Annotated in this window: 17 protein-coding genes; 5 read left to right on the forward strand and 12 right to left on the reverse strand. The window is 31.4% G+C overall.

Going from position 1 to position 17,488, the window contains the following annotated elements; genetic code table 11:
* Positions 1 to 204 precede the first annotated feature (204 nt).
* From FJOH_RS24430 to FJOH_RS24450, 6 genes are all read right to left on the reverse strand, one after another.
* Positions 205 to 750, reverse strand: a complete 546-nt coding sequence (locus FJOH_RS24430; RefSeq protein ID WP_012026695.1) for a 3'-5' exonuclease — start codon at positions 748 to 750, stop codon at positions 205 to 207.
* Positions 751 to 894: 144 nt separating this feature from the next.
* Complete coding sequence (locus tag FJOH_RS24435; RefSeq protein WP_012026696.1) at positions 895 to 1,395, reverse strand: hypothetical protein; 501 nt, start codon at positions 1,393 to 1,395, stop codon at positions 895 to 897.
* A 109-nt stretch (positions 1,396 to 1,504) separates the two neighbouring features.
* Positions 1,505 to 1,666, reverse strand: a complete 162-nt coding sequence (locus FJOH_RS27105) for a hypothetical protein (protein ID WP_159436639.1) — start codon at positions 1,664 to 1,666, stop codon at positions 1,505 to 1,507.
* Between the two features lie 995 nt (positions 1,667 to 2,661).
* Positions 2,662 to 3,990, reverse strand: coding sequence for an SWIM zinc finger family protein (locus FJOH_RS24440; RefSeq protein WP_012026697.1), 1,329 nt, complete (start codon positions 3,988 to 3,990; stop codon positions 2,662 to 2,664).
* Between the two features lie 5 nt (positions 3,991 to 3,995).
* The gene (locus FJOH_RS24445; RefSeq protein WP_012026698.1) at positions 3,996 to 7,088 is read right to left on the reverse strand and encodes a DUF6493 family protein; all 3,093 of its coding nucleotides are present in this window, start codon (positions 7,086 to 7,088) and stop codon (positions 3,996 to 3,998) included.
* A 358-nt stretch (positions 7,089 to 7,446) separates the two neighbouring features.
* Positions 7,447 to 8,742, reverse strand: coding sequence for a hypothetical protein (locus tag FJOH_RS24450; RefSeq protein WP_012026699.1), 1,296 nt, complete (start codon positions 8,740 to 8,742; stop codon positions 7,447 to 7,449).
* 208 nt (positions 8,743 to 8,950) lie between these two features.
* Here FJOH_RS24450 and FJOH_RS24455 point away from each other — a divergent pair, with 208 nt between their 5' ends.
* Genes FJOH_RS24455 through FJOH_RS24470 form a run of 4 tightly spaced genes read left to right on the forward strand, consistent with a single transcriptional unit; the run spans position 8,951 to position 11,660 of the window.
* Positions 8,951 to 9,580 (forward strand): response regulator transcription factor, encoded by a 630-nt coding sequence (locus tag FJOH_RS24455; RefSeq protein WP_012026700.1) that lies wholly within the window; start codon positions 8,951 to 8,953, stop codon positions 9,578 to 9,580.
* A gap of 6 nt (positions 9,581 to 9,586) precedes the next feature.
* Complete coding sequence (locus FJOH_RS24460; RefSeq protein ID WP_012026701.1) at positions 9,587 to 10,234, forward strand: hypothetical protein; 648 nt, start codon at positions 9,587 to 9,589, stop codon at positions 10,232 to 10,234.
* The gene (locus FJOH_RS24465; protein ID WP_012026702.1) at positions 10,234 to 10,869 is read left to right on the forward strand and encodes a hypothetical protein; all 636 of its coding nucleotides are present in this window, start codon (positions 10,234 to 10,236) and stop codon (positions 10,867 to 10,869) included. Before FJOH_RS24460 ends, FJOH_RS24465 begins: the two co-directional genes overlap by 1 nt.
* Entirely contained in the window at positions 10,866 to 11,660 is a 795-nt protein-coding gene (locus FJOH_RS24470) for a sensor histidine kinase (protein WP_012026703.1), read from the forward strand. Before FJOH_RS24465 ends, FJOH_RS24470 begins: the two co-directional genes overlap by 4 nt.
* Before the next feature lie 27 nt (positions 11,661 to 11,687).
* On the opposite strand, the gene FJOH_RS27110 is transcribed toward FJOH_RS24470, so the two are convergent.
* Positions 11,688 to 11,834: a hypothetical protein gene (locus tag FJOH_RS27110; protein WP_165768437.1), complete on the reverse strand. Its 147-nt coding sequence runs from the start codon at positions 11,832 to 11,834 to the stop codon at positions 11,688 to 11,690.
* 156 nt (positions 11,835 to 11,990) lie between these two features.
* Between FJOH_RS27110 and FJOH_RS24475 the strand changes: the two genes are divergently transcribed.
* Positions 11,991 to 12,389 (forward strand): helix-turn-helix domain-containing protein, encoded by a 399-nt coding sequence (locus FJOH_RS24475; protein WP_012026704.1) that lies wholly within the window; start codon positions 11,991 to 11,993, stop codon positions 12,387 to 12,389.
* 69 nt (positions 12,390 to 12,458) lie between these two features.
* Here FJOH_RS24475 and FJOH_RS24480 read toward each other — a convergent pair whose 3' ends face one another.
* From FJOH_RS24480 to FJOH_RS24500, 5 genes are all read right to left on the reverse strand, one after another.
* Positions 12,459 to 15,377 carry a TrlF family AAA-like ATPase gene (locus FJOH_RS24480; protein WP_012026705.1) on the reverse strand — a complete coding sequence of 973 codons (2,919 nt, stop codon included), beginning with the start codon at positions 15,375 to 15,377 and terminating at the stop codon, positions 12,459 to 12,461.
* A gap of 205 nt (positions 15,378 to 15,582) precedes the next feature.
* On the reverse strand, positions 15,583 to 16,380 hold the full coding sequence (locus FJOH_RS24485; protein ID WP_012026706.1) for a TatD family hydrolase: 798 nt from the start codon (positions 16,378 to 16,380) through the stop codon (positions 15,583 to 15,585).
* 92 nt (positions 16,381 to 16,472) lie between these two features.
* Positions 16,473 to 16,811, reverse strand: coding sequence for a hypothetical protein (locus tag FJOH_RS24490; RefSeq protein WP_012026707.1), 339 nt, complete (start codon positions 16,809 to 16,811; stop codon positions 16,473 to 16,475).
* Between the two features lie 4 nt (positions 16,812 to 16,815).
* On the reverse strand, positions 16,816 to 17,136 hold the full coding sequence (locus FJOH_RS24495; RefSeq protein WP_012026708.1) for a S24 family peptidase: 321 nt from the start codon (positions 17,134 to 17,136) through the stop codon (positions 16,816 to 16,818).
* A gap of 92 nt (positions 17,137 to 17,228) precedes the next feature.
* On the reverse strand, positions 17,229 to 17,450 hold the full coding sequence (locus FJOH_RS24500; protein WP_012026709.1) for a hypothetical protein: 222 nt from the start codon (positions 17,448 to 17,450) through the stop codon (positions 17,229 to 17,231).
* Positions 17,451 to 17,488: the final 38 nt, after the last annotated feature.

A 17,488-nucleotide genomic window follows, 5' to 3' on the forward strand; every position in this document is an offset into this window, starting at 1 on the left:
AAGGCAAAATGATTTATTCTATACTGTCTTTATTAATGATTCAAATGTATAGTTAGAACAGTATAGTAATCAATTACCCTTTTGGGTGATATTTTAAATTGTAAACTATTATAAAAAACAAAAACTGCAGATACTAAATTATCTGCAGCTTCATTGCACAGTTATCTGCTATCCTTTTGATAACTGTTCTTAACAAATTAAATTCTAATTTTTAAGGCACCAATGCATAATCTTAGCGATGTTTTTGGCATCGTCAATTCCGCGGTGATGTGTTCCTTCAAGCGGAATATTCAATAATTGCAGGGCACCGTTCATTCCGGTGGATCTTTTTAGACCAAACTTTTCAGCAAAATGCTCTTTTACGTTAATATGTTCCTCTCCCATTGGATATGGAATACCAAACGATTTGCATTGTTTTGTAAGCATATTTAAGTCGTACTGACCGTAACTTGCCCAAGTATATAAATCGGGATTGTATTCGTCGATTAAGAGATTTACAGCTTCCTCAAAAGAAACACCGTTTTTATCTAATAAATCCTGAGTAATGGTGGTTAATTCTGTACAAAACGGACTCACGGTCGAGCGCTGGGGCTTTATTAAAATTCCCTTGTTCTTTGTAATTTCACCTGTTTGTGAATCTAAAACCGCTAATCCAATTTCGATAATTTCATTTTGCTGGCCTTTCGGGACCACGCCCTGCCAGCATGTTGCTTCTAAATCGATAATAATAATTTTATCTGTTGTTTTCATTTTTAAATTTTTAATAATTGTTTTTTTTAACCGCAAGGAACGCTAAGATAGTTTCTCACAGATCTGGCAGATTTTTTATAATCCTTTTAATCTTTATAATCTGTGGATAAAAATTTTGTGTCTTAGCGTCTTTGTGGCAAACCCCTAGAAAAACATGCTTTTAAAATCTAGAAAGAAACTTTTCTTAGACTTTTTTTCATGCTTTTCTTTTTTTGCAGTACTCTTTTTCTCAAAGACTGCTTTAGCTTTATCCATCCGTTTAACTGGTTTTATTTCATCAGTCTTAGAATTTTCGTAAAACTTTTTGAAAGGACGCGGATGGAAATCGACCATAATCGCTGCCATATTTATAGCATCAATGTTCGATAGATCTGTTTCTCCCTTAAAGAAAGTTTCAATAGGTCTGAACTTATCTTTTTTCTCCTTAAACTTATTCTTTTTGGTGTGATCAAAATCCATAGAAAGGAAATTGCTGAAAACATTTAAATCCTCTTTGGTTGTGTTATTCTCGAAAATAAGCCAGCACAAATCACGCAGTTTTCCACGAGAAGGCTTGTACAAATAATCAAAGTATCTGCCTTCTTTTTCTATGTCGTATTTTTTTCTAATTGCTTTTTTGTATTTTTCTAGTGTATTGTTTTGCATGGTATTTTTTTTTTTGCAATTCTTGGAAATCACAGGAAATCAAAGGTTTTTCCGGGAAATCCAATATCACAAAAGTTCAAAGCACCCTTGCTTTACCAGAGAAATATCTCTAAATGATATATATCATATCCCAAAAATTTACCTTTTCATTCCATAGGTTAATCAGCTCTAAATCCATCTTTTTAATTGAGGCAGATGACAGCTCACTAAACTCTACTCTATTGGCTTGACTAATATGCCCCGCCGATTCAAATCCTATTTCTTGATTCATCCTTAAATTTTTATTATTAAACTTAAACTATCAGCATTTACTGCTAACGGTTCTTACTTTTTACTTCACATTAATTCTTTACGAACAAATATTACAATCGTTCTACGCAATTATTTTGCGTATTTATTTTAAGATTCCAGGTTAGGTAAAAAACTTTTTTCTTTTAATCTCTAACCTTTTGCCCTAAAACAAAAAAAGCACCCAATTAAAGGTGCTTCATAACAAATACGATATAAATATCCTATTGCCTATATTGATGCACCATCATGTAAAACCCTTCACGGTATGAAACCGAGGCTGCTAGTATTGGGTTTTGTATGTATAGTTTAAAACTCATTGTATTCTATTTTAAAATTTTTGTTGTTGTTGTTGTTGTTGTTGTTGTTGTTGTTGTTGTTGTTGTATGAAACTCTTTGTTTCAATTTTGTTTGGCAAAGATAATGATGAAAAAATCATATTTGCAAATCTTTTTTAACATTATTTTATTGATTATCAATTGGTTACTTATAAGGTTAAAGCAAAGAAATTCCTGTCCGCAAACTGGTGCAGATTTATCTTTTTATCAAATGACTGTTACTCATCGGATTACTTTCCAAGATTATATTTCGCTATTTTTATTAATCATTAAACATTTGGTCAATTATTTTTTTAGTTTTTTTTAGCTGCGACTTCTTTTTTAATCATTTTTCAATCTCTTTTTGCACTATTCGACGAATTCAAATGGTCTAAAAAAACAAAAAAAGCGCCCTGAAATGAGGACGCTTTTTTGTATTATGATGAGTTTGACTCTAAATTTTACATTTTAATTTCATAAAAACACATATAGCATCCTGAGCTTTCAGCTGGATAATCTCCGGCTAAACGTTCAAATTTTTTGCTTACTGAAAGTGTCATATGTATTTTTTCTATTTTTAATTACAGGTACAAATGTAGCATATTTCACCTTAATTTAACAAATAATTGCAAAAACCATGAATTTATCACAATATACTATACTAAGAAATCGTCATTTTTACTGCTAAAATATGTTTACAGATTCCTCTTTTTCCCTGATAAGCTGTAAACCAATCGCAGGTGCATCTTTGCGAAGTATTGTCGATAATTACTTTATGCACCACGCCTGAACCTTTTACTTTGGCTTCGATATAGTCAGCCTTTCTTTCAACGATTTCTACTTCTTCATTATCGATTAGTTTTTTGGCATTTTTTAATCTCGGGTTTAAAGACAAAATACGCTCTGTTTTAAAAGGAAGACGACGGTAAAAATGTGCTTTTTCGCTTAAATCATAACCCAATAATCCCATCGAAGATAAATTGGAAGTCAGATTATCCATTGTTCCAAAATCAATATCATTTTCTATCGAAAGCATTGTTGGGTCAAACATTTCATTTGATTTTAATAAACTGTTTAATCCGTAAACCCATTCTATAGGCAGGTTTTCTGTCATGGTTTCCAATACGTTTCCTTCACCCGAAAATCCGCGGTACGAATCTGGAGAAAAAGCCATTAACAACTGCATTTTTCCAAATTCGCAGACAACAGCACAAGTTTGTTTATCATCAGATTCGTAAATAAAAATCTTATCTACAATTGCCAGAATACCTTCTAATAAACGCAATCTTTGTACACCACCAATTCTAACACTGTCTGCTGTGGCTAATGTCGAAAACATAAATTTTCCGGCTCTTTTGGTTATAAAGAAATCACCTTTTACATTTCCTTTTGGCAGACTTTGAAAAAGCTGAATGGTTTGGATTTTATTCAATTCGAACTTTAAATCCATATCAGCCAGATACAACTGTACGCTTGTTAATCCTTTTATCCAGCGCATTGGCAAAGTCACTTTTTTCTCGACTACTTTTGCTTTGCTGGTAATTACCTGAACGTCCTGCTGACCAACGGCAAGGGTTACTTTTTCGTTTTTTTGAATCGCATTCAGCGCATTCAGCATTGGATCATTAAAGTCAACATTTGTTGTTCCGTTTGCGATAAATTCTCCGTCAACGGCTTCAGGTTTCATGTCTAATCTTACATAAACTCCGTTGCAGGAAGAAAATCCCTCAAAACGAAGTCTTTCTGATCCCGCAGAAACAATAGGATCACGAAGACTTGGCGGAATTGGTCCAAAACTCGAACGAACGACTTTTGCAATCGTACTCCAGCATTTTGCCGTTACATAAGGATCTGTTAAACTTCCCCAGAAAAAACACGGAATATTATTGACTTCCTCGATTTCGGTTTGATGTGCCAAAACCAAATTATTAATGCCTTTTGTTTTACTATACGTCGAAACTCCTTTATAATTATATTCTAAATCTGTCATTTTGTTTATTTTAAAATCTGCTTCACTAATGATTTAAGTGCTGAATTGTCTTTCCATTGTTCAAAAAATGCAACGGCTTTTGGCGTAGGTTTTTGATTGGTTTTCGTTAAAATATCGACATAATTTTCGACCATTTTTTTGAAATTTGTCGGCAGTTTGTCTTTCAAGTCAAGATTATCAAAGAAAGCATTGAACAATTGCAGTAAAGCACTGTTATGAAGCGGTGAAATATCTTTTAAAGCCGTAATTCCGTCTGAAAACCTTAAGAAAACACCATATTTTTCTGAAGCCAGTTTGGCCGCTTTTTCAGCAAAAACAACAACATCAACAGCTTGTTTTTCAATTAAATTTATCAATACTTCTGATGCCAGCAATCGTAAATCTTTCTTTTCCTGAAAGAAACAGGCAGCAAATAAAAGCTGAGTCGTTTCAGAAGATCTAAATTCTGGTCGGTTCATAACGTCTAAAAATCCTTTTAATTCTGGTTTTGACCCATCGCCAGTGGCACAATTTTGTAATAAAGTCAAAGCCAGTGCATCTGAATTCTGTGGGGTTAAACTGTGCCAATAATAGGTATTTCCGGCATAACTTAATAAATAATCCCAGCTGTTGCCGCGATTGTAAATATCCTGACTGTACAATAAGTAGTTTGGAATTTTGGTGTAATTTGGTAAATCAAACTTTAATTCATACCAAGAAGGTGTTCTTTCTTTTTCTTTGGTTTGATAATTTGTCCATTCGTTCCATTTTTCTTTAAATTTTATTTCCGCAACAAAGGGCGAAACCACAAACGGAATCTCTTTTAAATAGGTATTTTCAAATTCTGTAAAAGTATCGTTTGGATAAAAAGTTCTTGCTGCTGTTGCCCAAAGCGATAAATTTCCGGTTTCTTTTGTCGTTTTTCCTAAAACAGCCAACGCTTTTGAAAATAACGAAGTCGAATCTAAATTCAATTTTTCGTCTACTCCAAGACAGAATGATAAAAGCGGTTTTATTTCTCCTTCAACCTGATCTAATAACGGAATTGCTTCTTCGACATTTTCTCTCGGCATACGTGCTATTGCAATCGCTAAATCGACTGAATCTATTTCTTCATTGTTTTTTTGATATTGAATTACTCTTTCTACTAAAACTTTTGGTGCGACCCAATAGGGTTTATGACTCGGAAATGAAAGCAAAGGCAGAGTAGAATTTGAATCCATTTTCTCCTGCACTTTCTCCAGTAAAGGTTTTATTAATAGATTGGTATTTATTTTTGAGTAGTGTTTGTATTTACTGTCAAATTTGGCGTTGATATTTTCTATTTTTTGAGATAAAAACGACTTCATAAAGTTTTTATGAACGGCTTCAAAATAATGCTTTTGAAGCTGTTTTTCATACGGCTGCAACTGTGTTTTATAGTCTGCCGGAAATAAATCTCTCTGCTGAATATAGGTATTCATTAAAATCTCAGTATCGAGCGTTTCATCTGATGCAATGAAATTTCCAAACTGAAACACAATATCATTCCAGTCATTTGGAAGCTGTACTTCTTCCAGAAGCAAAGTTTCTTTTTTAGGCTCAAAATGATATTCTTCTAAAGTATCATGATCTGCCGTTAAAGCTTCTTCATCTAAAAACTGACTTAATCCTGATTTTATATTTCCCTGCATTAAAGTAACATACGAACTCAGTTTTTCTTTCAGTACTTTGTCTTTTGCAGAACCTATTTTCAGGATAATTTTAGATACTTTTTCTTGTAATGTTAAATCAGAAATCACATAAACATCGGCCAGAATTGAAGCGATTTGATTGTTCAATTTCGGATTGGCTTTGCTTATTTTTTCTAAAACCGGAAGAACACTTTTTATTGCTGCCTTGCAGTCGCCGCGCATCATTAAAGGTTCAAGCCATTCTAAGAATGATTTGGTTTTAAATTTTGGATGATTGTAGATTTTCTTTACCAGCTCGATTCCGTAGCTCGTTATGGGCGGATACGCGTTGTGTAAAAACGAAAATATATTTTCCTGAAAAACAACCAGTTCATCTTCTGCTGCCTGAAATTCTTCGATTCTTTTTCTAAAGAAAGATTTCAGGTTGTTGTTCCATTCTTTGGTTTGAATCTGGATGGCATTTTCGATAAAGAAACTGCGATCCATTTTTTTCTCGTCTAATAACGTTTTGTATACAATACTCCAGGTCTGAAATTCGTCATAATTTTGTTTATCATTATCACGGAAAAAACTGTTATGAAGAATTGTTTCGTAGTTAAACAATTCAGGAATATCTCTTTGATATCCCGTTTTATCATTTACAATCGTTTCGATAAACTTTCTGGTTTTCATTTTTGCGCGCCACTCATTTGTTGCCGCTAAACTCAAAGCATATAATTCTGGATTGAATTGCAATAATCCTTCGTCTTCAAGTTTTCTCAAATTATGATAATTAAAGGTTACCCAATCCTGTCTTTTTACTTTATCAAGAATAAACGTTTCCAGCCAGTTTGGTTTTGCCCATATCAGGGTTTCCAACACTTGAGGTTTTGTATCGATATCGTTAAGCAAATGCAGGGCTTCATCCCACGAATTAATATCGGTTTTGTCAAATAAGGCTATAGCACTCAGGGTGATAATGTCATTTTGTTCCATATCGCCGCGTCGGCCCCAGCCGTAGTCGTGTTTGTCTTTTTTTACATAACCCGGATCTTTGGTCAAATCAGTATACGTCATCCAGTAACGCTTGCATTTTTTAATGTGCTTTTTTAAAGCTTCAATATTGCCTTTTGATTTTTCTTTTAGAAACGGCAGTAACAAAGAAATCTTTTTAGCTTTTATAATGCTGTCATATTCTTCAATAACCTCATCTGAGTTTTTGGTTTTCGCCGATTTTGGTTTCGAAACCACATCTACTTCACCTGATTCTGAATATCCTTTTTTTACTTTTTCGGCCAATACTTTCTCAGCCATTTTTAAACATTCTTCGTCAGAACCAAAGCTTTTGGTTTGCGTTGTTCCTGATGTTCCGTTTTTTCCGTAAGTCACGGTATAATTTGATCCTGTAACTTCGATTTCCCAGAATTTATCCGAAGTTCCGTCGATGTATTTAAGACTTTTTTTCATTATGTATTAGTGTAAAACAAGCGTTATTTCTAAATATTTACAGTTTAGTTTGTGTAGTATTGGTTCGGGTTTAAAGTGAAAAACCGTCACTTTTTTGCAGAAGGGGATATTTTTTGTTTTCTAAATCTTGGATTGGTGTGCTTCTATTCATCTCTACGGGCTTTTAATTTGAAATTGTAAAGTAAGAATTTTAAACTAATTTTTTCATAAAAGAATATCTTTTGATTGTTAAAAAATCTTACGAATTAAAAGTACTATTTGATTGCAAAAAAATACCCTGCAAATTGGTATTTGCAGGGTTTGGGTTTTTATTGGTATAAAATTTCTTTTTCACCAAAATAAGAAAAAGTCTCTTTATCTAGTTTTGTTCGATTCCTTTATCGAGGCTTATTTTTTTAACTTTGGTTAAATTATAGGTAATTCCAAAAAAGTGCCCAAATTTAAACTGGTTTTGCGTAGGAACGTCTCCGGAATTTCCCAGATTATAAGAACCACCAACAGAATAAGAGTCTGCAATTCTAGTAACTTTCCCCATAGTAAGCCCGCCAGAAAAAATAATGCGTTCTTGCTTGCCCAATATAAGCCCGCCTCCTAAAAGTATCTGCAACTTTTGATTTTGAGTTATGACTGCACCAAAGTTAAGTGTTGGCACAACCCAGGAATTCATACGCATATAAGTATTAATTGTCGAACCAAATGCTAAATCATAATCTCCTCCATTTTTTAGAGTAATAATTTTATTGCCTGCAATGGCTGGATCGTCTTTTGTACTAAATTCTGAATCGTAAAGCGAAGTGAAAAACACTCCCGCACTTACATCAATTTTTAAACCGCCTTTTATCCAGATATTATACGGTTTACTATCGAAATTTTCATCTTTCTTTTTGGTTTCTTTATTAGATTGATTAATTGTGAATTCTACAACATCAATATTTTTACCTTGTACGTCGATTGGTCGCGTATAAACATCAAAATCAATGCTGTAGAATTTTTCAATAATTGAATCAATGCTTTTTTCAGCTTTTACTTTTGTTTCGATTAGACTACTTTTAACTGTTCCATATTGTTCATTGTCACTAAACTGTTCTAAAACATTCAACAATTCATAACTATTTCTCAACTGTGCTTTTGCTTTATTTAGGAAATCTTTTCTCGGAGCGTAATCATTTGCTTTTAGTGTGTTTTTTTGCTTTAAAATTCCATAAAGACTCTTTACTTCGTAGCCTAAGCTATCGATACCTTGAGCTAATTGCTGATTTTGGTCAATAATGTTTTTAATATACATTTTATCTCTATCAGGAAAAAAAGACAATAATTTAAACGTGCTATCTGCACTTATTTTTGCTTTTGCTTTTAAGTTTTCTCCTGTCGCACTTTGATCATTAAAAAAAGAGATTTCTTTAGTATCAATTTTATAAGTATATTTAAAAGGATTAGCGTTTAATAATTTAACCGCAATCATTTCACTACATTTTGCAGAAAGCCATTTTTTATTTTCTACAGGCGTACATCCTACATCATTACACATTTTAATGCTATTTGAATTAGGTTCGCTTAAATCGATTTCAATAATTTTAGTAACTATTCGGCTTTCTTTGTCTTGGCTATAGCCTATAAATCCAAAAAATAAAAAAAATAATAAGGTTGTTTTCATGATTTCTAATGTTTTTAGTTAACGTATCAAATGTATTTAGAGATCACTACACCAATCAATTACCCTTTTGGGTGATATTTTTTTTCTTACATTCTTCTTTATTTTTTTGTAAGTTTATCCACGTTAAGCTTAATTCTGAAATATCACCCAAAAGGGTAATTGTGGTCAAAATACTTATTACCCAACTTTGTAATGAAAATGTAACAACATGAAAATAAGAGTTGCCATAGTAGAAGATGATAAACATTACAGTCAGGCCCTGAAGAGTATCATCGATTTTCAGGAAGACATGGAATGCGCAGCTCAGTTTTTTAATGGTAAAAGCGCATTGCAAAAATTGGAAGACCTGGAACCAGACGTGGTTTTAATGGATATTCAGCTTCAGGATGCATCAGGAATTGATATCGTTTCTAAATTGACAGAAGCAATGCCGGGAACGAGTTTTATAATGTGCACCAGTTTCGAAAACGACGAAAAAATCTTTTCGGCCCTGCGTGCAGGCGCGAGCGGTTATCTTGTAAAAGGTGATCCTCTCGATAAAATTATTCAGGCTATTCTCGAAGCTCATAAAGGAGGCGCACCCATGAGTTTTACAATTGCAAAGCGGGTTTTACAGCATTTTCAGGAATCGAAAGTACAGGTACAAAGTTTGGCCTTACTTACCGTAACCGAAAAAGAAGTTCTTGAACTGCTGGCACAAGGACTGCTCTACAAAGAAATTGCCGATAAAAAAAATGTCACCATCGACACTATAAAAAAACACATTGGCAATATCTACAGAAAATTACAAGTAAGTAATAAAATTGAAGCTATTAATAAGTTTAACACCAAAAACTAACAAATCATGGAACTAGAAAAATTAAAACAAGAAAAAATCGATGTAATTGATTTTGCAAAAAAAATTGATAGAGAAATCGAAAATCTTTTTGTCGAGAACTACCAAAAATTAAGGATTGATGGATTAACAGAAACCTTTTTTATAGATTTAGAAATCTTTAAAGAGTTACTTATTAAAAATGAAAACAAAAAGTTTTGTAAGTTTTATTATATCCAAAAAGGTAAGGCTTTATATTTAGGATTATCTTTTTCAGATAATGATCAATGCCCAATTAAAAGTGATGACAAAAAATATATTTTAGATGATAAATCTATCATAGAAGAAGGTGATTTTACAAATTTGAAAGATAATTTTGTGAATGGTATAGGAGCTAAATTACCTACTCATCCTGAAAATAAGAAAGACACATTAATCTCATATTCTATGGAAGAAATTAATAAATACTTAGGCGAAATGAAAAAAGTACATCCTAGCATTTCTGCCTTAAAATTTAACATGTTTCAGTATTCCCCGGTTAGTGCAGATCATGAATTTTCTGCACATTTTATAGATAGAGACAAAAGAATTGCTTTCTGCGTTCATGCCATATTTGACAAGAAGAACAACTTGTATAGTGAAGGCGATGGTTACGATCTAGGAAACCTTAGACCTTAATGATATATCTTTATGAGATAATATTACTTATAACACTATTAAAATCAATAGTTTTGGCTAGAAAATTTAGTCTTTCTAGCCAGAACTATTTGTTTGTATATCTTCTTATTACCTTCCTTATAGAATTATCTTCATGGATAATTATTTTAATTAAAAAAGATTGGAGTTTTCAGTATACATTATATTGCATATTCTGTATTGCATTTTTCTGGTTTTATTATGCTCAGTCATTTCAAAAAAAATTAAGAAAGAAATTTCACTTTGTATCTGGTTTAAGCTCTTTAAGCGTTTTATTATTCTCATTTTTTTCAAAGGAAGAAATAGGTTCTTTGTTAATAATAGCATTACCTATTTTTTATATTGTATTTAGCATATTTTGGTTCTATCAAAAAATTGCTTTGCCTTCAGAATCTAAAATTACAAACGATCCTAATTTTTGGATTTCGACAGGTTTACTTCTTTGGAGTTGTTTTTTTATCTTTAGAGTTGTTCCAAGAGATTTTTTTAATATCGAAGATCAGCCTTTTTTAGAATTACTCAGAGAATTTTTATATGCGATAAACTGCGTTATGTATCTTTTATTTTTTAAAGCTTTAATTGAATACGAGACAATCGCAAAAAACATAAAAAAATGAGAGAACTGCCCCCAGAAATAAAATTAACCTACATTATCGCCATTATCATAATGCTGATGTTTGTGTGCTTCATTATTATGATGGTCTTTATTTACAACAAAAAACAGCTGATTCAGCAGCAGGAAAATCAAATAAAAGAAAGCGAATTCCAGAACCAATTACTGCAAAAAGAATTAGAACGCCAAAAAGCCATTCAGCTCGAAAGAGAACGTATTTCGCAAGATATGCACGATGATCTGGGTGCGGGAATTTCGGCTATAAAACTTCAGGCCGAATTTTTAAAATATAAAATGCCTCAGGAAAGTTTTTCTGAAGATTTAGAAGCCATAATAAATACTTCTGAAGATATGAATTTAGCCATGCGCGAAATTCTTTGGAGTTTGAACTCGCAAAACGATACTGTTGGTAATTTTATAGAATATACGACTTTGTATATCAAACGTTTCCTAAGTAAAACGAGTATCGATTCGCATTTCAAATTGAATGTTCCCGAAAAGGAAACGAATCTAACGGTAAAAGCCAGACGGAATCTTTTTTTAGCAGTTAAAGAAGCAGTTCACAATATATACAAACACAGCCAGGCAAGTGAGATTTTTATTGAATTTGACCAAAATGAAGATTCTTTCAGTATTACGATTATCGATAACGGAATTGGATTATCTGAAACCACACAAAAGGGAAACGGCATGAGTAATATGTCCTTAAGAATGGAAAGCATAAACGGAACTTTTAAAATTATTCCTGCTCAAAAAGGTCTTCGGTTATTGTTTGTGTATCCATTACAGGATTAAAAAGGTTTTCTCCTGTTAAGTCGTCACTTATAAATGTTTCTTCACTTTTGATTTGCTTGCCTGACTTAAGCGTTCTACCTGCGCTCTGGCTTTTTCTAAGGTAACTGGAGACTGTTTGGATAGAATTTCCATGCCTAACTTAGCTCTTTCCTTAAATGATATTTTGTAGTTCATTTTTCATGAGGTTTATAATGCAAATATACAATTTAATTAAAGTAAGAAAAAGTGTATATTTGATTTTGTAAAAACTAAACAAAATCGTATAATACCAATTGATCTTGTATTTTACAAATAGCTGTTTTTATCAAAAAAAATAAATACCTTTGAATTATGAGTACAGTAAACAGACCCAAACATATCGGTAGAAATATCAGCCGAATTAGAGAACTTCGCGGCATGAAACAAGGAGCACTTGCTGATGCCATTGGCACAAGCCAGCAGACGATTTCAAGCATTGAAACCAGCGAAACTGTAGATTTTGATAAACTGGTACAAATTGCAAAAGCACTTGGAGTAACAGTAGAAGCGATTGAAAATTTTACCGAAGAATCTGTTTTTAATTTCTTTAATAATTTTTACGATAATAGTGCTAACCACGGCCAAGTAAATGGTCCTTTTAATTCTTGTACTTTCAATGCTCTTGACAAAGTTGTCGAACTTTATGAGCGTTTGGTTCAGGCTGAAAAAGATAAGGTTGAATATTTAGAAAAATTGATGAAATTGAAATAAGGATTTTTCTTTTTATATATAGAATTGAAAAAAGCGCAAATCATAAGTTTTGCGCTTTTTTTGTTTTTCTTAAAATCCGTATTTTTCTTCTCGCTTTTTAAAAGCTTCTTTTCCTCCTTCAACGATATCCGCAATATGCTCCCTAATTCCCATACTTCTTAAAATATCTGTTTCTTCTAATATTTTCTCAAAAGTATTTTCAATTGAACCATTTATCAAATCAAATTTAAAATTACTGGAACTATCAATCTCATTCTGTCCTTTCTGATTTGCCACAATAACATTTTCAGCATCTGAATTAACAACTATATTTGCGTTATGAGTAACAATGATAATTTGTCTTTCCAATTTTTTATTCTTTAAATAAGAAACTAAATCCAAAGTTATCGATCTATTATCTAAATTATCTTCTGGTTGATCAATCAAAATAGGCGCTTTTGATTTACTTAAACCAATTATTAACATTAAGATCACAAAACTCGCTTTTCCTGTAGACATCTCTCCTAATTTGTCCTCTTTATAAGTTATTTTCCAATAATCAAAGAAATAATCATCCAGCAATTCTTTTACGGCTTGCATTTTACCAAACTTTGCTAAAATAAAATAATCACCATTAATTATGTCAATAAATATTTTTTCAATTTCGTTAATAATTTCTTCAAAATTTGTTGGTGAAGTAGCTTTATGAGTTTCCTTTAAAATTGTATAATTATTATATGACGCTTTTCTACCGTCACTAACTTCATACAAATTTTTAACAAATTTTGGAAAATTAAACTGTGCTATACCATCTATTTTTAATCCGTCACCTTCTAGTTCTAAAGTTCTATGCTTAAGTTCGTTTATAATCTTATTATATTCTTCAAAGTTTTCTCTAAATAGTTTAAATATATCTTGTCTGCAATTTTCACTGAGCGATTTTTTATCCAATATCGCTTTATTTAATAAATCAATATCAGCCAATAGTTTTTTATCATCTATAATTGATTGATTTAAAACTTCAATCTGCTTTTTCAATTTTTCATTTTGCTGATATGGCTCTAATTCTTTTGTTAAAGTTGCTTTTTCTCCATTTATAGAAATTAAATTCTTTTTTAAAAGATTTTCATTTTTAAAAGACCTCTTTCCTGCTTCATCAGTCTGAATTTCAATCTCTTCAAATATTTTTGTGATATCTAAATAAATTTTATCAATAAATGATAATTTATCGACATAATATTGTTTAACACTTTCTGTTTTAATTTTTTCTACAAATTCTTTTTTCTTCTCTAAAATATCATTTGAAAGCTTTTTTAAATCAGATAAACCAGCATTAATATTGTTAAAATCATCGTTAAAATTATTTTTCTGAATAGTATTAAACTCTAACTTCGTTTGAATTTCTTTATACTTTAAAATTTCTTGATCACTTAAACCTGATTCTTTATTTAATTTTTCGACACTCTCAGTATTCGATTTAATGTTTTTTTCAAGAACTTCTTTATTTGACTTGGTTTTCAATTCAGATTCAGTTTTTGCTATTTCTTCTAAAAGTTCAAAATATTTACTTAGCAAATCATCTCTCTCTTTATCATTTTGCTTTACATTCCTAATAAACTGATCATATTTGTCTTTTGAATCTTGATCTTCTTTAATTAAATCACGCACTAATTTATTTAAAGATTTTCCTTTTTTATTTATATCCGGTTCGGCTAATTTTACCAAATAATTTTGTGGAATATATTTAATATCTGGAATTACGGAATTCTCGTCCAAACTGCGAAACATTTCTTGTGAAATTCCTGAATTCGTTGTAATTCTAAAATTAAAGTCCGAATCAATAGATCTCAAATTGTATTTTTCTTCTAAATTTTCATTTTTCAAAATAGTGTCATCAACTAATAATGTTTTTGCCATAGAATAAAGAAAAATTGATTTACCTGAAGATTTACCACCTATTATAACATTTAAATTTGGATTCAAATAAATTTCTTTATTGGTAAAGACTTTATTCTCTGATATAAATTGAACCTTATTGATTATTACTTTATCTTCCTTAAAATCCGGTTTATCATTTTGTATTTTAACTCTTTGTTCAGGTTCGTAACATATTTGCCTTAATCCTTCAAAAGTTAAATCTGATTTTACCCATGTAAATCTACTAAATAAAGTATCTTCGCTATGAGAATCACATCCGATTATACATGGTTTTAAAGATCCTGTATGACTTATTACTTCTTGTTCTGAAGTTTTTTTTCCTAAAAAATATTCCTTATCAGAAGGAGCATTGGAGAATACAATATTGGTTAATTTATAAATTGATTTAACAGTTCCAAGAAGACTTCCTCCTTCTTTTTCAAATTCTTCATAATAATCTTTTAACCCCGAAACTCCATCATTCGATTTACTACTAACTGCAATAAGCGAATTATCTCTAATTAATTTGTTTGATTCCAATAAAGATTTGATACTCCCAAACTCTATATTATAATTATCAATCCCAAACTTATAAAGTTGATCATCATTTAATAAAGGATTTATATGCTTAGCATAATCCTTTATACCTTGATAATTCATTAAATAATTCTCAACATTACTAATCTTGTTAAAAAATTCATTATTCAAATTTTCAACAATCTTTGGATCAAATATAAAATGTAAGTTTATAAACTTTCCTTTTTTTGTAGTTGGGGAAATTCGAAGTTCTACATTTGGGAAAATAAATATCTTTCGGATAAAATTTATTTCATCCTCAGAAAAAAGTTTTTCCTCCCAATCTTCATCTTCTTTAGTATGTATTTCTTTGACATAATTAATTGCATCTAAATATCTATCTATTGAAAAATAATCAGTTATTCCTATAGCCTCAATTTTATCTTCATATGCCTTTTTAAAAAATGTACAAAAAAAATCATCCATACTTCCAGAAGTAAACTGATCATTTTTATTTGTTCCCTTAGTATGAACATGAAAATTCCATTTTCTCCATTCTGAACCTCTATTACTCATAATTATTTTGGTTTATGTTGGTTAGTTAGCTTTATTTTCTGTTAAAAAATCTAGTAATCAAAAATGCAAAAATTTTTAGAAGATATTTTACGGTTTTCCATAATATAGAAATTGAATATTTCCAAATATATACAAACAAAAAGCCTTCAAACCAAGTACAAACCCCTGATTTAAAAGCCAACAAATAATCTTTATAAATTAAAATCTAAATCCCAAAAAAGCATTTAGAATTCCTAGTTGTTTCCTCCGCGACTTTAGCCAAAGTAATTCCTTTAAACTGTGCAATAGTTCCAGCAACATACGGTAGAAAAGCAGGTTCGCAACGGCGTTCGTGGTATTTTTTTAAAAGGCTGTTCGGGACATTTTTAGGAAGCATAAACGGCGCATCGGTTTCAATCATCATTCGGTCGAGCGGTACGTACTGAATGACTTCTTTTAAATGGCTGAAACGTTTAACATCTGAAATCGCTCCTGTAAAACCCAGATAAAATCCGTTATCGAGATAGGTTTTGGCTTCCTGCAAAGTTCCCGTAAAACAATGCACAACGGCTTTAGGCAGTTTTGGCAGATAGTCTTTTGTGATATTCATAAATGAATTAAAAGCGCTTCTTTCGTGCAAAAACAAAGGTTTCTGTACTTCAATCGCCAATTCTAATTGAACTTTGTAACATTCTTCCTGTTTGTTTCGGGGCGAAAAGTCACGATCAAAATCGAGTCCGCATTCGCCAACCGAAACGACTTGTTTCAGTTCTAATAATTTCCTGAGTTTCGAAATACTCTGCGCATCAAAACTCTTCGCATCATGCGGGTGAATTCCGGCTGTAGCATATAATACTCCCGGATATTGTTTTGCGATTTCTAATGATGCTTCGCTGTTTCGCACGCTTGTTCCCGTTAGGATCATTTGCGATACATCGGCGTCAATCGCGTCTTGTACAACATCGTCTATGTCGTTTTGGAATTGTTTGTTGGTTAGGTTGATACCTATGTCTATGTAATTCATTTTTTTTTAAGGTGCTAAGGTTCTGAGAGGCTAAGGTGCTAAGTTTTTTTTTCTCTCTTTGAGACCTTTATTATTTATTTTTTTGTGATTTTTTAATCGTGTAAAGCTTTACTATTGATACTTTCGCAAAATTTTTTTAAGTCCGTTTGTAAAATATCCTTAAGATAAATATTCTCAAAAAAAGTATTACTAACATTACATGGCACTAATGAAAAACCAATTTCTACAATGTTCTTTTTAGGATAATCTAACTCATTTATCAATAAAACCATATAAAGTTTTTTACCCAGAGGACTCCAAACGGAAACAAATTCAATAATCTCAGCGAAATACCATTCTATAACCTGATCGCTAAAGCCTGCATTTTTCCATCCATTTGATTCCAAAGCATTTATTAGTGCTATTATTCTTTTATCATCTACCAACATCATTCAATTACTTTTTATAAATAATTTCATTTTTAAATTCTGCTTCAACCACTTTTCCGTAAATAATTTTGGTCCAGCCATTTTCGAATCCGTGATTGTTGGCGATTAGGAAACCTTTGTTTACGTCGGTTTTTATAATTTTATGAGCGTCGATATATCTGCCTTTTACTTTGCAGAATACAATATCTCCTATTTGGTAATTTTCGCTTTTTTGAAAAGTTAAGAGACTGCCGCTTTTTAAAATCGGACGCATTGAGTCTCCAAATGCTTTCATCTTTCCATTTCCGACTGTTTCTAATTCTGTTTTCAGTCGTTCGTATTTGTTCATTTTTTTAAAAAAAGGTGCTAAGGTTCTAAGAGGCTGAGATGCTAAGTTTTTTTCCTCTTTGTGACCTGTTATTATTTAAGTATCCGTAATCATTATTTTAGCTCACGGGGTTTTAGATCTGCATGTTTCTCATATAATGGATTCAACACATCCAATAAAATGTTTCCCATAATAATTCCAACCTGTCTTCGATAAATAAAAAATTCACTCTCACTGCATTGCTCCTGAACCAGGAATACAGATTCATTTAATTCCTTACCAATATTGAGCATTAACTCACTAATTTTTGTCGCTACTTCTTTACTTTCGATCATTTTAATTCATATTTGTAATTATTAACTTACAAATATAA

It is taken from the genome of Flavobacterium johnsoniae UW101 (assembly GCF_000016645.1).
Taxonomy (GTDB): domain Bacteria; phylum Bacteroidota; class Bacteroidia; order Flavobacteriales; family Flavobacteriaceae; genus Flavobacterium; species Flavobacterium johnsoniae.

What these genes read in the sequence shown, in the direction of transcription:
- FJOH_RS24465 (WP_012026702.1), top strand. Translation starts at nt 10,234, where the DNA reads ATGATATATCTTTATGAGATAATATTACTTATAACACTATTAAAATCA.
- FJOH_RS24500 (WP_012026709.1), bottom strand. Translation starts at nt 17,450, where the DNA reads ATGATCGAAAGTAAAGAAGTAGCGACAAAAATTAGTGAGTTAATGCTC.
- FJOH_RS24470 (WP_012026703.1), top strand. Translation starts at nt 10,866, where the DNA reads ATGAGAGAACTGCCCCCAGAAATAAAATTAACCTACATTATCGCCATT.
- FJOH_RS24455 (WP_012026700.1), top strand. Translation starts at nt 8,951, where the DNA reads ATGAAAATAAGAGTTGCCATAGTAGAAGATGATAAACATTACAGTCAG.
- FJOH_RS27110 (WP_165768437.1), bottom strand. Translation starts at nt 11,834, where the DNA reads ATGAACTACAAAATATCATTTAAGGAAAGAGCTAAGTTAGGCATGGAA.
- FJOH_RS24475 (WP_012026704.1), top strand. Translation starts at nt 11,991, where the DNA reads ATGAGTACAGTAAACAGACCCAAACATATCGGTAGAAATATCAGCCGA.
- FJOH_RS24430 (WP_012026695.1), bottom strand. Translation starts at nt 750, where the DNA reads ATGAAAACAACAGATAAAATTATTATTATCGATTTAGAAGCAACATGC.
- FJOH_RS24445 (WP_012026698.1), bottom strand. Translation starts at nt 7,088, where the DNA reads ATGAAAAAAAGTCTTAAATACATCGACGGAACTTCGGATAAATTCTGG.
- FJOH_RS24460 (WP_012026701.1), top strand. Translation starts at nt 9,587, where the DNA reads ATGGAACTAGAAAAATTAAAACAAGAAAAAATCGATGTAATTGATTTT.
- FJOH_RS24495 (WP_012026708.1), bottom strand. Translation starts at nt 17,136, where the DNA reads ATGAACAAATACGAACGACTGAAAACAGAATTAGAAACAGTCGGAAAT.
- FJOH_RS27105 (WP_159436639.1), bottom strand. Translation starts at nt 1,666, where the DNA reads ATGAATCAAGAAATAGGATTTGAATCGGCGGGGCATATTAGTCAAGCC.
- FJOH_RS24485 (WP_012026706.1), bottom strand. Translation starts at nt 16,380, where the DNA reads ATGAATTACATAGACATAGGTATCAACCTAACCAACAAACAATTCCAA.
- FJOH_RS24440 (WP_012026697.1), bottom strand. Translation starts at nt 3,990, where the DNA reads ATGACAGATTTAGAATATAATTATAAAGGAGTTTCGACGTATAGTAAA.
- FJOH_RS24490 (WP_012026707.1), bottom strand. Translation starts at nt 16,811, where the DNA reads ATGATGTTGGTAGATGATAAAAGAATAATAGCACTAATAAATGCTTTG.
- FJOH_RS24480 (WP_012026705.1), bottom strand. Translation starts at nt 15,377, where the DNA reads ATGAGTAATAGAGGTTCAGAATGGAGAAAATGGAATTTTCATGTTCAT.
- FJOH_RS24435 (WP_012026696.1), bottom strand. Translation starts at nt 1,395, where the DNA reads ATGCAAAACAATACACTAGAAAAATACAAAAAAGCAATTAGAAAAAAA.
- FJOH_RS24450 (WP_012026699.1), bottom strand. Translation starts at nt 8,742, where the DNA reads ATGAAAACAACCTTATTATTTTTTTTATTTTTTGGATTTATAGGCTAT.